Genomic DNA, 13,599 nt, shown 5'->3' on the forward strand with positions numbered 1-13,599 from the left:
AAGGTCATTGCCCATGAGTTCCCGCGCGCGCCATGGAGGCGGCTTCACGCTCATCGAGTTGACGATGGTCATCGTCTTGATGGGGGTCATCGGTGCGACGGTGGCTGTTTTCGTGAAGGGCCCGATCGACGCCTACTTCGCCAGCGCCCGGCGCGCGGCACTGACCGATGTGGCCGATACGACGCTGCGTCGCATGGGCCGAGATCTGCACAACGCGCTGCCGAACAGCATTCGCACGCCTTCGACGACGCCAGCCGGTCAATGCCTGGAATTCATTCCGACCAAAACGGGGGGCCGGTATCGGGCCGATACCGATGCTGCAGGGAATGGTGACAAATTAGACTTTTCCACTCCGGACACCAGCTTCAACATGCTCGGCAGCAACGCCGCGCTACCGGTCGATCAGCGGATCGTTGCGGGCGATGTCATCGCCGTTTACAACCTCGGCATTGCGGGCGCCGATGCCTACCAGGAGAGCAACACGGCCATGGTGACCGCCGTGACCGGCGAGTCCGCGGCACCCGTCGAAACCGGCATCGCAATTTCTGCGAAACAGTTTCCACTGGAGTCCGCCAGCAAGCGCTTTCAGGTGATCCCCGCAGCAGAGAAAGTAGTGGCCTACGTGTGCCGGGACGGCAATGTCTACCGGACGGCCAGCACGACTTTTTCCAGCAGCTGCCCGACGACCGGCGCCATCCTGGCGCGCCATGTCAGCGCCTGCCAGTTCTTCTACAGCGGCTCGAATCAGGAGCGCAACGCGCTGGCGCGAGTGGTCATCGAGTTCACGGACCATGGAGAGACCGTGAGCCTGCTCGACGACATCCACGTCAGCAACACGCCATGAAGACCGCAGCACGCTCGCAGCGCGGCTTTGCCGTTGTCGCCGCGCTGTTCCTGATTGTCGCGCTGGCCGCGCTTGGCGGCTTCATGGTGACGATTTCCAATACGGCGCAGCTCACCTCGGCACAGGACATTCAGGGCTCGCGCGCTTACTGGGCCTCGCGGGCGGGGCTGGAATGGGTGGTCGCTGCCGTCAACGCGACAGCACCGGTGGCGCCTGCAACGACGCCGGCACCCACCTGCCCGACAACTGCGGCGCCCGCACAGCTGGACGGGTTCTCGCTGGTTGTCACCTGCACCGCACAGACGTATAGCGAGGCAGGTGCAAACATCCGCATATTTCAGATGACCTCCGTTGCATCCCCTGTCGGCGCCGCGGTCGGCGATGTCGGCTTTGTCGAGCGCAGCGTGTCGGCGTCGTTCGAGCGATGAAGACACGTTCAGTCGCGCGCAGGTTTTGGCCGTGGCGTTTGGTTGGCGCGGCGGTGCTGATGGTGTGCGCGCTTCCTGCGTACGCGCTGGACTATGTCTTCCCCGGAAATATGCCGATAGGCTGCGTCGACAACTCCGGTGGCAATTACGCATGTGGTGCGTTGGCACTGGCAGCGGGCGACACCGTCACCATTGCCGCACCAACGCCGGCAAAGATCACCTTCAGTGGCGCATTCGGTGGCGGCGCAGGCGTGTTGTTGAATGCGGGTTCGGCAGCGTCCAACCTGACTCTGGTGGTGAACGGTGCCTTGACGCTGGGCGCCGGCTCGACGATGAACGCGACCGTGCAAACGCTCGGTGCCGGAGCGGTCGCCGTCGGCGAGGGCAGCAACCTCAGCGGCAACATCGGTACGCAAACCGGCTACGTGACGCTGGGTGCATCGACCCGGATGGGCGGCAACATCAGCACGCTGACCGGCTATGTGACGCTGGGAGTTTCAGCGGCGGTATCGGGGTCTGTCAGCACGCGCGATCAAGGGTATGTCGTGCTCGGAGCGTCGGCGCGAGTGGGCGGACCCATCACGGTCGTCGGCGGAGGCTACGTCACCCTGGGTGACTCGGCTGCGACGGGCGGCAGCATCAGCACGGTCAGCGATGCCGTCACTCTGGGTGCCAACAGTACCGTGGGTGGCTCGGTCTCCGTCGGAGACACGGGGGGCGTCACATTGGGTGCGAACAGTCACGTCAGCGGCAACGTGACGACGCAAATCGGTGCGACCACCCTCGGTGCCGACGGCCGGGTCGACGGGCTCATTGCAATGAACGGGGCCGGGGCCATCACGCTGGGTGGTGGCGGCCGGGTCTATGCGATTTGCTGCAATGGCAAGGACGCCAGTTGCCTTACAGACAATTCGGGCGTCACTCCCGGGCCGTTGATTTGTCCTGCCGCGCCCTCGACCGTGGCCAGTTTCGACTGCCTGGAAACGGGCGCGACCTACAACAACACCGTCGCCAATTCCGGACTTCGAAATTCGCTCTACACCAAGCTGGCTGGCACGGCCTTCACGTTCGATGTTGCGGCAATCAAATCGGATGGCGCGCGCGCGACAGGCTACGCCGCCGGGCCCAGCAAGGCCGTCACGCTGGAACTGGTCGACGGCACCGGCACGACCGCTTGCAGCAGTCGTGCCGCGCTGAGCCCAGGCGTTTCCCAGACGCTGACTTTCGGCGCGACCGATTCGGGGCGCAAAACGGCCTCCGTGACGCTTGGCCGAGCCTACGGAAATTTGCGCTGCCGCATTACCGACGCCACGCAGTCACCCAGCATCGTGGGCTGTTCGGGCGACAACTTCGCAGTGCGGCCTCCTGCCATCGCGTTGATGGCGACACCGGCTGCCAACGCGCCGTCTGCCGCTGCGTTGCCGGCGATCAAGGCTGGCGCCGCCTTCGGTCTTTCCGCCAGCACGCAAGGTGCAAACGGCTATGCAGGCACGTTGACACTCGATGCGAGCAAATTGACCGCGCAGAACCCCGCGCAGGACGTGACCGTTCAGGGCGGAGGCGTGGTCGGCGTTCTCGCGCCATCCACGCTGGTCGCCAACGCGCCCGCCGCCAACGCGACCTACAGCGAAGTGGGCTACCTCTATCTGGCGGCAGGCGCCTACCGCGACGATCTGTTCACCCTGGTCGACAGTGGCAACGGGGACTGCATCGCCAGCACGGCCGATGATCAGAATTTGGCGGACACCCTGGTCAATGGCAGATACGGATGCAGCGTGGCCAACCAGGCGGTGTTGTCGGTCGGCCGGTTTTCTCCGGATCATTTCGAGGTGGGCTTGCCGGCGCTGACTGCGGCGTGTACGGCCAACACCGCCTTCAGCTACTTCGGACAAGACGGCTTTGCCACGGCGTTCACAGTCACGGCCAGGAACTCGGCCGGCAGCACGACGCAAAACTATTCGGGCGCTTTTGCCAGGCTCGATCTGACCCGCTACGCCAACTACGGTTTCAGCGCGACGCCGCTGCCCATTGGGTCGACGCTGACCAGTGGCGCCGCGGCGCCCGTCGGTACCTGGGGCCAGGGCGTCGCCAGGGTGTCGGCCCGGCATCAGGTCGGTCGGCCCGATGCACCTGCTGCAGAAACCGTCATCACGGTCAGTGCAGCGCCCTCCGATGGTGAAGCTGGTGTCAGTGGCAACGCGGCAGTGGGTAACGGCGCTCGCCTGCGCTACGGACGGCTGCAAATGAAGAACGCCTATGGTTCTGAATTGCTCCCATTGCCCGTCCCGCTCGAAGCACAGTACTGGGCGGCGGGCGGCTATTACGTCACCAACGTGGATGACAGTTGCACGGTAATTCCGGCGGCCAGTGTGGTGATGGGCAACTACGTCAAGCAGTTATCCGCCTGCGCGACACGCCTGTCCCCAGCCGGCAGCCTCACCTTGCAGTCTGGCGCAATGCCGGGTGGCGGTTTGGTACTGACCCGGCCGGGCATCGGCAATGCAGGCAGCGTGGACCTTCAGGTCAACGTGACGACCGTCGCCTACGGCAACACCTGCGTGGGCAGCGCGGCGTCGCCTGCCACCGCAGCACGCGTTCCGTGGTTCGGCAACAGTCCGGTAGCGCGTGCCACGTTCGGCATCTTCAAGTCGCCACTGGTCTACAGACGTGAAAACTACTGAGAGCGCGACATGATTCGCTGGCTTCGCAAACGCCCCAGTTCGAACGACCATCTGGTGGTGTCCTGGTCGGGTCATGCCCTGGCTTATGTACTGGCGCGCCGCGGCGGCAGCAATGGGCACCAGGTGCTCAGGTCCGGAGTCGAGCGGGTAGCCGATGACCAGGGGCCGGGTGCACCGAATTCCGGTCTGGACGCCCTGGTTCGCAAGCTGAAGACAATGGAACTGGATGGCTTTCAGGCGAGCGTGATGCTGCGTCCCGAGCAGTATCAGTTGCTGCGCATTCGTACGCCGGCAGTGCCGCCCGACGAGTTGCGAGCGGCGGCCCGTTATCAGGTCGTCAAAATGCTCGACACCCCGGTAGACGATGTCACTATCGATGTGATGCGGGTGGGAGATGGCCGTTCTCGCGGCGCCGGCCATCTTGCCGGGCACCTGTTTGTCGTGGCCGCAAAGCGCACGGTCATCGCGAGCATCCTCGATTTGTCGAAGGCCATGCAGTGGACCGTTGCCGTGATCGACATCCAGGAAATGGCCCAGCGCAATCTGCAAAGTGCCTTGGCGCTACGCGAGAGTCGAGGCCTCTCGGGCAGAGCCAACGCTGCGCTGGTATTGCTGGATTCTTTTCATGCGGTCCTGACGATCTGTGCCGATGGCGAGTTGTTCTATGCGCGGCGCTTCGATCTTCCCAAAGACTTCCTGGCAAGCGCGTGGGAGGTCAACGAGGACGACAGCGCCGATCGGTTTTTGTTGGAGGTGCAGCGTTCACTGGACTTGTGGGACCGCATGTGGGTCAGTCTGCCCCTCGACCGAATCTGGCTCTACGCCGGGACTCGCAGTGAAGCGCTGGCGAGCTGGCTGACGCAGGAGCTCGGGCAGACGGTGCAGTCGATGGATATCGCGGCTGAATTCCCGGAGTTCAAAGCTGAGCCGGTCTCTGACGAAGCGCTCTGCCTGCCGTTACTGGGGCTGATGTTGCGAACTGAGGGCAGGTCGTCCTGATGAACCAAAAGCATCAACTCAAGACGAATTGAGCACACACCGCATTCCCATCCATGCCGCAGCAAATCAATCTTCAAACGGCCGTCCTGTCGACTCAGCGGCGCCCTTTTTCAGCCCTCTTCATGTTGCAGGCCCTGGGCGCGCTGACGCTCGTGGGCGCAGCGTTCTGCCTTTACGAGGTGACAAGTCTTCACCGTCAGGACGAGGCAGCGAGCCAAGCGCTTCGGACAGGTACGCAAGTGCTCGAAGGTGTGCGCCTGACCGTGCGACAAAGACAGGCAGCGGCGATGCCTGCAGAACTGGCGCTGCAGCAACAACTCAAAGCGCGGCGCGGTGAATTGCGCCAGTTGGAGGACACTCTGGACGCGCTGCATGAAGGCGTCTTTCGCCCGGGCGAGGGCCATGCCTCGAGGCTCGCGCTGGTCGCACGCAGCATCCCGCCTTCGGCGTGGGTGACCTTGGTCAAGGCCGATGCGGAACGCCTTGAAGTCAGTGGCTTTACCTTTGATCCGGCCGCGCTCAACGAGTGGATCGACCAGCTCGCAGCGAGTCCCTTGTTGGCGGGGCAGCAACTTGCGGCAATCAACGTGGCCAAGGTCGTCGACGCCCCCGGCGCGCCGGCCGACGCGTTGCATCCGGTCTGGTCGTTCAGCATGGTCAAGAGTCTCGATCCGCCATCCAGCGCGGCGGGAGAGTCGAGATGAGTCCCGGGTTGATGCAGTGGTGGACCCCGCGAGCCGCACGCATCGATGCCATCAGTCTGCGCGAGCGAATTCTGTTGTTCGTCACGACGCTGGCCTGTGTCGGTGCGTTGGCAAACTGGGCTTGGCTCGCGCCCGCGCAAGACGCGCATCGGCGGTTGCTGGACAACGTCGACCGGCAGGGAATGGAACTGCAGAAGGCGCGTGCCGACCTTGCCACCGTGGCCCGGCCGGTGGCCACCCAAGCCGCCGTGCGCGGCGAGCTTGCCGAGGTCGATGCGCGGTTGGCGAGCGGGCGCGAAACCCTGCGAGGGTTGTCGTCTCCTTCGGCCACACAGGGCACACCGACAACACCACTGACGCAATTGCTGGTGCATTTGCTGCACCGCCACGACGGTCTCACATTGCTCCACACCAACACCATGAACGCGGCAGCTTCTCCGGCAGCGGCGCGCGCCGGCCCGGTCGCGTCGCTGCCCGACGGCGTGGTGAGGCGCGGGGTCGAATTGACGGTGACAGGCCCCTATGCCGAGCTGGTGAGATACGTCGGAGCGCTGGAGCAGGCACTGCCACAAGTGCGGTGGGGCACCATGTGGCTGCGCAGCGAAAAGGGACCGCCCGAACTGACACTGCAGCTGTATGTGGTCGAGGCGAGGGTGCCATGAAGCGAGATCCATCAGCAATGAATGCCAGTGGCGTCCGACGTTGGTCGCTCGGCGCGGCGCTGTGCATTTTTCTGTGGAGCCATGTCGCGGTTGCACAAGGTCTGCGCGATCCCACTCGGCCGCCTTTGCCGGCTTTGCCGTCTGCAGGGGTTGCCACGAACGGCGGCGCTTCTGCACCCAGTGCCCGCGTCCTCAAAACACTGGCGCTGGTGAACGGTCCGCTCGCCCTCGTCGAACGCCAGGGGCGGCTCTACGTCGTGCTCGATGCCCACCTGTATGCCGAAGGACAGAGCTTTGGCGCGATACGCATCGAGCGCATTCGGGAGACCGAAGTGTGGTTCCGGGATGGTGTGGCGCTCTACAAGATGTCGAGATTTCCCAATGTGCAGCGCCGGCTCGCGCTGCCGGTCGCCACGGAATTTTCGGCCCCGGCCTGCACCGCCTCAGCCCCATCAGCCACAGGATTGCCCGGCGTCGCCTGTGCCCCCGTCCCAGCCAAAGTTGGGCCCAAGACTTCACACCCCACAAGATGACATCTCTCATTCAACTTTCCAAGACTGAATGCGGCGCACGCCCCAGCTTCCCACGGTCGCTCTGCGCCTTGGCAGCAAGCCTCTGCATCGCCGCACTCTCCGGCTGCGCCATGCGGCCCGCCTTGCTGGGCGCAGACGTGCTGGATGCAGCCCGCGCAGGCCCGCCACCGGCCGCACTGCCCGGCGCGCCACCTGCGCTGGCCGTGTTGCCTGCCAGCGAGCCTGCGCCCGCGGCACCGGCCGCCCCCGTGGAACGCGAACCCGTGCTGGATTTACTGGTCAACAACGCCCCGGCACGCGAGGTCTTTCTGGCTCTCGTGGCAGACACGCGATACAGCATGCTGATGCATCCCGATGTCGTCGGCACGCTCTCGGTGACGTTGCGTGGCGTCACGCTGTCCGAAGCGCTGGAAGCCATTCGCGATGTCTATGGCTATGACTTCAGGATAGACGGCCGTCGCATCACGATCTATGCGCCGACGTTGCAAACCCGAATTTTTACCGTCAACTATCCGCAGTCGCAGCGTGTCGGCAGCACGGATCTGCGCCTGTCACCAGGCAGTGCGCTACAGGCCGCTGCGGCGGGCCGCACGGCTGCGGGCAGCGGGGCAGGCGGAGGGGCAGGCGGAGGCGCGAGCGGTGCACAGCAAAACGAAGGCAGTCGCGTCACGACCACCTCCAAAACCGATTTCTGGACGGAACTCTCCATCGCCGTTCGGGGGCTCATCGGCGAGGGCGTCGGACGCAACGTCATCGCCAGCCCGCAGGCTGGGATCATGGCCGTGCGCGCCATGCCGGACGAGTTGCAACAGGTAGATAAATTCCTCAAGGCCGCGCAGGTCGCCGTCGAGCGCCAGGTCATGCTCGAGGCGAAGATCGTCGAGGTCGAGTTGAGTGAGGGCTATCAGAGCGGCATCGACTGGTCGGCACTGAGGAAAAGCGGGAACGTTACCGGTGCGTTCGGTACGCTCAGCGGCGCTGCCGGCAACGGATTGATCAGCGGGTCGAGCACCGTATTACCGGGCTTTGCAGCCGGGGTGGCGTCGGCGCTGCCCGGGGGTGTCTCGCTGCCAGCCGCCGGCACCGGGTTGTTCGGTCTGGCGCTGGCAGGTACCGGCTTTCAAGCCGTGCTGGGCTTTCTCGAAACCCAGGGTGATGTGCAGATCCTGTCGAGCCCGCGCATCGCCACGTTGAACAACCAGAAGGCGATTCTGAAAGTTGGATCGGAAGACTTCTTCGTGACGAACGTCGCCGGGGGCACGGTGGCTTCGAGTTCGCTGTTCGGGTCGAGCGGGGGCACCACGTTGCCATCCCTCACGCTGACACCGTTCTTCTCGGGCATATCGCTGGATGTCACGCCGCAGATCGATGAAGGCGCGAACATCACTTTGCACGTTCATCCATCGGTCACCACCGTGATTCAGAAAACGACCCAGATCGATCTGGGAAGCATTGGCAGCTATCGCTTGCCGCTGGCTTCTAGCAGTGTCAATGAAAGCGATACGCTGGTTCGGATCAAGGACGGCAGCATCGTCGCGATCGGTGGCTTGATGCACATGGAGTCGAGCAGTGGGGCGTCGGGTCTGCCGGGCACTGGCGACTTGCCGGTACTTGGCACCTTGCTGGGGAACCGCATGCGAACGGGACGAAAAAAGGAAGTCGTGGTCTTGATCAAACCCACACTGATCCGTACTGTGCAGGACTGGGACGCCCAGACCGCTCGAGCGCGGAGCGCGCTCGACGACATGAGCGCTGCACGACCGCGCGTGATCCGTCTTGACGGCGATGGCACGACGGGTGGCCGCCCGGGCCGCGTGCCACCTCCTTGATGGTTAGAAAGCGCTCGATTCTCGCCATGAGATCGATCGGTCTGAACGGCTTGGCCACGAAATCGTCGGCCCCTGCAGACAGTGAGTCGGCGATGTCGCGCTCGGAGTTGAGCTGACTCAACATGATGACCGGGACCTTCGACTTCTGATGAGTGCGCAACCAGCGCAACCAGCGCAACAGTGCAACGCCACCGAACTCTTCATAGTTGTAGTCGAGGATCAACAGGTCGAATAAAGAACCTTCGGACAGGGCCAGTTTCAGCGCTTTGGCATCTCTGAATTGCGTGCAAGAGATGACTCCCGCGTCAGTGCTGATCTGCTGCTCGCGCACGTCTGCCAGTGCTCCAAGCGATTCAACTTCATGTGGCTCACGGCGCCGACATGTTCGACTTCAGATACTCCGCACCCTTCAAATGCATCGTGGTTCCCAGAGGTGCGCCCACCGCGTGCGGCAGCGAGGCCAGCAGCGAGCTCGCAAAGTCGCCTTTGTAGAGCTTTGCGCCCTGATGCGTCAGGTTGGAGTTCGCATCGACATAGATCGACTCGCCCAGTGCCTCCCACAGGCGACAGAAGCCGTAGTCTTCAGACAAGTAGCGACGTGTCTTGGGATCGACCATCACGTCGAAAAATCGATAGTGCAAACCCTGGTCCGGCACGCCGATGCTGTCGGGCACATAGTTGAACTCGGGGTATGCGGTGATCAGACGCTCGAACACGCTGCGCTTGATGACCATGAATCCCGTTGGTGCCTCGGACAGTTTGATAAAGCCATCGGGCTGCACCACGATATCGAGTCGTTCGCTGCCTTCGGGGGCCTTGGTGTTGACCGTATAGCGCGTGAAGCCGGCTTCGAATTGCTGCTGCGTAGTGCCGGCAGAAACTCCCTCGACCGGCCAGTTATCACGCTTGAGCGGGTACACGCCTGCAGCGATGTCGTAGCCGGATTGCAGCAGCCTGAAAGCCGCATCTGCAGAAAAGCCGATGTCCGAATCGATCCAGAACAGGTGCGTCCATTCCGGGTTGGCAAGGAACGACGCCACGCAGTTGTTGCGCGCCCTCGTCACCAGGCTTTCGCCCTGGTGCAGCATCACTTGCAGGCTCATGCCTCGAACATGCGCCTGCACGGTGAAGTTGAGCAGCGACAGCACGTAGTTCTGGAAGAACTTGCCGTCGTGGCTCGGCGTGACGATGATGGGATAGATGTCTTTGAGATCTGCGGCTGCGGCCATGTTGGAGTCCGGTACATCAAAAAAAGTGGGGCTCATCTGCTTGGCCGCTGAACGACTTCATTGAGCAGCTTGCTGTAGGTTGCCGTGATATCGGCGTTGCCCGGAAGGTAGCGCGCGATGCGTGTGCGTTGGGTGTCGCGATAGGCATCGGCGTGCAAATCGTGCATGTCGATGGCTTCGAGCAGGCGTGCGCTGCCGGCTTCGACATCGTTGCCGGTGTAGTAGTAGCCAAGGTCGGCGCACAGATGTGCGTTGTGCACCAACGCGTAGCCCTGCCAGCAGGCTTCGAGGTAGAGATAGTTGAGTGGGTTTTCCAGCTGGTGCGACACCACGATGTCGGTTTTTTCAGCGAGAAACATCGGCGTCTCGTAGCGACCCAGAAAAACCGCCTTGTGGTCGCGCACGATGTCGAGCTGGTTCATGAGCGCGATGAAGTCCTTGTTTTCTCGTGCCATGCGCTCGGCGTTGGTCACCTGCAGCAATCCGATGGCGGATGGTCGCTCGCGGTATGCGGCTTCTGCAATCAGGGCGGGATAGAGACAGAACTTGACGATGTTGATATTGGGTTCGAGCACGCTCAGGCGGCGCGGCCCCGCGCCTGGCCGATACACGCCAAGGTCCGGCAAGTGCTGCGAACGCTCCTCCAGAAACACCGGGCTCCACACGAAGGGAATCGCACGCGCCTTTTGCCGCCGCAGCACCTCGAAGTAGGAGCGACTGATGTGGTCGACCTGCGGCACCATCCAGATGTCGTCGTAGCGCTGATTGATAAAGAGGTTGCCGTTCCACATCGGCTTGTCGAACAGCACGGCTTCGGCCGCGAACATGTATTCGGTGCTGCAGCAGTAAGACACCAGCCTCCCGCCGCGGCGCTTGAGCGCATCGGTTTGGGCTGGGTCGATCTGGCCTCCCAGCTCGATGAGCACGTCGAACTGGTCCTGGCTCGCATCGAAAGCCTCCGTCGGCCAGCGCGCCAGGTCCCAGGGCAGGGCGCTGGTGACCGGCACCGCCGTGGTGTTGGCCAGGGTGACCGACGCGACGTTGGGGCAGTGCTTGAGCGCTTCCGCCAGGAATACCGCGTTTTGCTTGATGCCGTTGTTCCAGAGCGTCTCGGCTGCATGGTGAAGGCCAATCGTAATGCCAACGCGTAATTGTGAAAGATTGTCGGCCATGAATGGGAAGTCTATCGCGCTGCCTTCCTTTTATTCACCGTTGTGGATTATTCTGCTCGCACTGCCTACTAGTTCATACGGAGTAACTTATGCCTTATTCATTTCCCCCAAAATTCTCTCGACATTCTTTCGCGATGGCTTTTTTCCTGATTGCTGGCAGCGCCGGTGCACAAACTGCGACGCCCACGAAAACAGGTAATGCTGCTTATCCTGCCGTTCCTGAAATGCAAATTCAGCGCGCCGAATTTGGAGTCTTTCGGGATCTGAACAGTCCTGCAGCCACGCTCGACCCGACCCGTGTTGTTTCCCGTGATGGCCGACCGATCGGCTGGGTGATCGCAGTCGACACGCAAAAACCGACGGTGCGCTGGCGCGAGGAGTTCACCGTGCCGGCGCCACCTCAACGCTGGGGATTGACGCCAGACAAAGGTGACATTCGGCCGACTACGGTCTCCGCGGACAAGCTGACTGCCACCACGGAGCGTCAGGTCATGGTTGGCGGCGGCACGATCTCGCATTGGTGGAAGTTGGACGCCACCGATGCGCGCGGCCCGCACACGATGCGTGTGTATGTGGAGGATGTTCTGGTCAGCAACTTTAGCTTCGACGTAAATTAAAATTACAAATAAATCACTTTAATTCACAATAAATTAACAAAGGCCCTGCGGGGCCTTTTGTTTTTACTACGTTGGAAAAAGTAATTCTTTTGATCTAAAAAAAGATCGTGCATTAGTTCCAGTTAACAGTGTGTTGCAGCAATTGAGTTTTGCAAATTGACGTGTAATGTTCTGTTCCACGGTTTCCTGTCCTACTTTAGTCTCGCTGGCAAGTAGCGCTGATTGCGCCAATTCCAACCTGATATCGGGAGCCGTTAATGAACAAGAGTTACCGCAGTATTTACAACGAGGCGCTGGGCGCCTGGGTCGCCATTTCCGAAATTGATTCGGCGCACGGTAAGGGGAGTTCGAGCGGGCGGGGCGGGCTGGTAACGGGGGGTCGGGGCTTGGCCGCCTCGCTCACCGCCATTGCTGCCGCTTGCCTGCTGGCGTCAGGGCCTGCGTGGGCTGTTGTCAGTGGTACTGACAACGGCGTGGCTTCAGCCGGGGGCATTGCGATTTCCTCGAACGGTTCGCCGGGCGTTGGCGCGGTAGCCAACGCATCGAACACTTTTGCGGTGGGTACGGGTAGCGTTGCTAGTGGCGTCAGCGCCATTGCTGTTGGCGTCAACGCTGCGGCCGCAGGCGTCGACAGCGTTGCTATCGGCGAGGCTGCGGGTTTCGGTTCGACCACCGCGGCAGCACGGGAAATATCGATCGGCACCAATGCGGGACGCAGCAATCAGGCCACCGACAATATTTCTATCGGGACCAGCAGCGGTATCGGTGCCAACCAGCCAAACAACGTTTCCCTTGGAAACCTTGCCACTGCAACAGGCGGTCAGGCCGTCGCCATCGGCTTCAATGCCAACGCGGTGAACGACAGTGCCATTTCGATTGGTGCGGGCGCTAATGCTTACATCAACGCCCTCGCCATCGGGCGCAGCACGACTGCAACCGGATTTGCCGGCACAGCCGTTGGCACCAGTGCAGCGGCAAACGGCCAAAACGATGTGTCCGTGGGCGCGTACGCGGGCGCGGGCTCCACTGGTACTTCTGCAAATCCCGCCCTCCGCGGCGGTCGCGTCTTTCTTGGAACGCAGGCTGGATACAACGCGACGGGTCACGACAGCATTGCGATCGGGTACGTTGCCGGCCTTGGGAGTGCCGGTGACTACGGCGTCTCAATCGGCGAGAACTCCAACGCCAATGCAATAGATTCCATCGCCATCGGTCACTCGGCAAAGGGATTCGGCGCGAATGCTGTCTCCATCGGCATCGCTTCCACTGCTTCGGGTCCGAACGCAATCGCGATGGGCATCAACTCGGTGAGTTCCGGTGACTCTGCGGTCGCACTGGGCGCAGGCGCGACGGCCAATCAAAACTACGCCATCGCCGTTGGTCTGAATTCAGCCGCAACCGGTTTTGGTGCCATCGCTACTGGCCCTGCGGCCATCGCCTCGGGCAGCCAAGCCGCCGCCTATGGCTACAACGCCAATGCGTCGGGCAACCAGGCTGTCGCGATCGGCCTGACCGCAAATGCTTCGGGACTCAACTCTGTGTCCATCGGCACGCTCGCGAGTGCCGCAAATGCCACCGCTGTGGCCATCGGAGTCCAGGCAGCTGCCAATTCAGGCAATGATGTTTCCATTGGTGCGAATGCTGGAGTCGGTTCCAGCGCTGCAGGGGGTGCCAGCCGTATCTCGCTAGGTGCCGCTTCAGGTCAGAACGTCATCGGCGTTGGCAACGTAGCAGTCGGCATCCTTGCAGGTCGCAACATCGGTACCGTGGGGACACCGGTCGACTACACCGTAGCGGTGGGCGGCTCAGCCCTGGCCTCAGCAAACCACGCCACGGCCGTGGGTGTGCTGAGCGCGGCAAGTGGCACCAGTTCTGCGGCTTTGGGCGATAGCGCCAATGCC

General features: G+C 62.3%; 11 protein-coding genes and 2 pseudogenes. 10 read left to right on the top strand and 3 right to left on the bottom strand.

Features of this window, described 5'->3' with window-relative positions; all coding sequences use genetic code 11:
* Positions 1–13 precede the first annotated feature (13 nt).
* The 8 genes from H7F36_RS13365 (at position 14) to H7F36_RS13400 (ending at position 8,680) form a co-directional block, all read left to right on the top strand.
* Positions 14–844 (top strand): type II secretion system protein J, encoded by an 831-nt coding sequence (locus H7F36_RS13365; RefSeq protein ID WP_187051281.1) that lies wholly within the window; start codon positions 14–16, stop codon positions 842–844.
* Positions 841–1,272, top strand: a complete 432-nt coding sequence (locus H7F36_RS13370; protein ID WP_187051282.1) for a hypothetical protein — start codon at positions 841–843, stop codon at positions 1,270–1,272. Before H7F36_RS13365 ends, H7F36_RS13370 begins: the two co-directional genes overlap by 4 nt.
* Positions 1,269–3,953 carry a DUF6701 domain-containing protein gene (locus H7F36_RS13375; RefSeq protein ID WP_187051283.1) on the top strand — a complete coding sequence of 895 codons (2,685 nt, stop codon included), beginning with the start codon at positions 1,269–1,271 and terminating at the stop codon, positions 3,951–3,953. Before H7F36_RS13370 ends, H7F36_RS13375 begins: the two co-directional genes overlap by 4 nt.
* Before the next feature lie 9 nt (positions 3,954–3,962).
* Positions 3,963–4,952 (top strand): hypothetical protein, encoded by a 990-nt coding sequence (locus tag H7F36_RS13380; RefSeq protein WP_187051284.1) that lies wholly within the window; start codon positions 3,963–3,965, stop codon positions 4,950–4,952.
* Between the two features lie 122 nt (positions 4,953–5,074).
* Positions 5,075–5,656: a PilN domain-containing protein gene (locus H7F36_RS13385; RefSeq protein ID WP_187051285.1), complete on the top strand. Its 582-nt coding sequence runs from the start codon at positions 5,075–5,077 to the stop codon at positions 5,654–5,656.
* Positions 5,653–6,318, top strand: coding sequence for a hypothetical protein (locus tag H7F36_RS13390; protein ID WP_187051286.1), 666 nt, complete (start codon positions 5,653–5,655; stop codon positions 6,316–6,318). The genes H7F36_RS13385 and H7F36_RS13390 overlap by 4 nt, the downstream gene beginning before the upstream one ends.
* Positions 6,315–6,851, top strand: a complete 537-nt coding sequence (locus tag H7F36_RS13395) for a hypothetical protein (RefSeq protein WP_187051287.1) — start codon at positions 6,315–6,317, stop codon at positions 6,849–6,851. The genes H7F36_RS13390 and H7F36_RS13395 overlap by 4 nt, the downstream gene beginning before the upstream one ends.
* Positions 6,848–8,680: a pilus (MSHA type) biogenesis protein MshL gene (locus H7F36_RS13400; protein WP_187051288.1), complete on the top strand. Its 1,833-nt coding sequence runs from the start codon at positions 6,848–6,850 to the stop codon at positions 8,678–8,680. The genes H7F36_RS13395 and H7F36_RS13400 overlap by 4 nt, the downstream gene beginning before the upstream one ends.
* 73 nt (positions 8,681–8,753) lie before the next feature.
* Here H7F36_RS13400 and H7F36_RS22470 read toward each other — a convergent pair.
* The 3 genes and pseudogenes from H7F36_RS22470 to H7F36_RS13410 form a co-directional block, all read right to left on the bottom strand.
* Positions 8,754–9,011: pseudogene (locus H7F36_RS22470) on the bottom strand (DNA-binding response regulator); the annotation flags it as partial.
* Between the two features lie 37 nt (positions 9,012–9,048).
* Complete coding sequence (locus tag H7F36_RS13405; RefSeq protein ID WP_187051289.1) at positions 9,049–9,909, bottom strand: hypothetical protein; 861 nt, start codon at positions 9,907–9,909, stop codon at positions 9,049–9,051.
* Positions 9,910–9,941: 32 nt separating this feature from the next.
* Positions 9,942–11,081, bottom strand: a complete 1,140-nt coding sequence (locus H7F36_RS13410; RefSeq protein WP_187051290.1) for a DUF2827 domain-containing protein — start codon at positions 11,079–11,081, stop codon at positions 9,942–9,944.
* A gap of 134 nt (positions 11,082–11,215) precedes the next feature.
* Here H7F36_RS13410 and H7F36_RS13415 point away from each other — a divergent pair, with 134 nt between their 5' ends.
* On the top strand, positions 11,216–11,698 hold the full coding sequence (locus H7F36_RS13415) for a hypothetical protein (protein WP_187051291.1): 483 nt from the start codon (positions 11,216–11,218) through the stop codon (positions 11,696–11,698).
* A 257-nt stretch (positions 11,699–11,955) separates the two neighbouring features.
* Positions 11,956–13,599: pseudogene (locus H7F36_RS22475) on the top strand (ESPR-type extended signal peptide-containing protein); the annotation flags it as partial.

The sequence above is a fragment of the Variovorax sp. PAMC28562 genome, from assembly GCF_014303735.1.
Classification (GTDB): domain Bacteria; phylum Pseudomonadota; class Gammaproteobacteria; order Burkholderiales; family Burkholderiaceae_C; genus Variovorax.

Excerpts from the sequence above, each read along its gene's own strand:
- H7F36_RS13405 (WP_187051289.1), bottom strand. The coding sequence starts at position 9,909 with ATGGCCGCAGCCGCAGATCTCAAAGACATCTATCCCATCATCGTCACG.
- H7F36_RS13370 (WP_187051282.1), top strand. The coding sequence starts at position 841 with ATGAAGACCGCAGCACGCTCGCAGCGCGGCTTTGCCGTTGTCGCCGCG.
- H7F36_RS13400 (WP_187051288.1), top strand. The coding sequence starts at position 6,848 with ATGACATCTCTCATTCAACTTTCCAAGACTGAATGCGGCGCACGCCCC.
- H7F36_RS13380 (WP_187051284.1), top strand. The coding sequence starts at position 3,963 with ATGATTCGCTGGCTTCGCAAACGCCCCAGTTCGAACGACCATCTGGTG.
- H7F36_RS13395 (WP_187051287.1), top strand. The coding sequence starts at position 6,315 with ATGAAGCGAGATCCATCAGCAATGAATGCCAGTGGCGTCCGACGTTGG.
- H7F36_RS13390 (WP_187051286.1), top strand. The coding sequence starts at position 5,653 with ATGAGTCCCGGGTTGATGCAGTGGTGGACCCCGCGAGCCGCACGCATC.
- H7F36_RS13410 (WP_187051290.1), bottom strand. The coding sequence starts at position 11,081 with ATGGCCGACAATCTTTCACAATTACGCGTTGGCATTACGATTGGCCTT.
- H7F36_RS13375 (WP_187051283.1), top strand. The coding sequence starts at position 1,269 with ATGAAGACACGTTCAGTCGCGCGCAGGTTTTGGCCGTGGCGTTTGGTT.
- H7F36_RS13415 (WP_187051291.1), top strand. The coding sequence starts at position 11,216 with ATGGCTTTTTTCCTGATTGCTGGCAGCGCCGGTGCACAAACTGCGACG.
- H7F36_RS13365 (WP_187051281.1), top strand. The coding sequence starts at position 14 with ATGAGTTCCCGCGCGCGCCATGGAGGCGGCTTCACGCTCATCGAGTTG.
- H7F36_RS13385 (WP_187051285.1), top strand. The coding sequence starts at position 5,075 with ATGTTGCAGGCCCTGGGCGCGCTGACGCTCGTGGGCGCAGCGTTCTGC.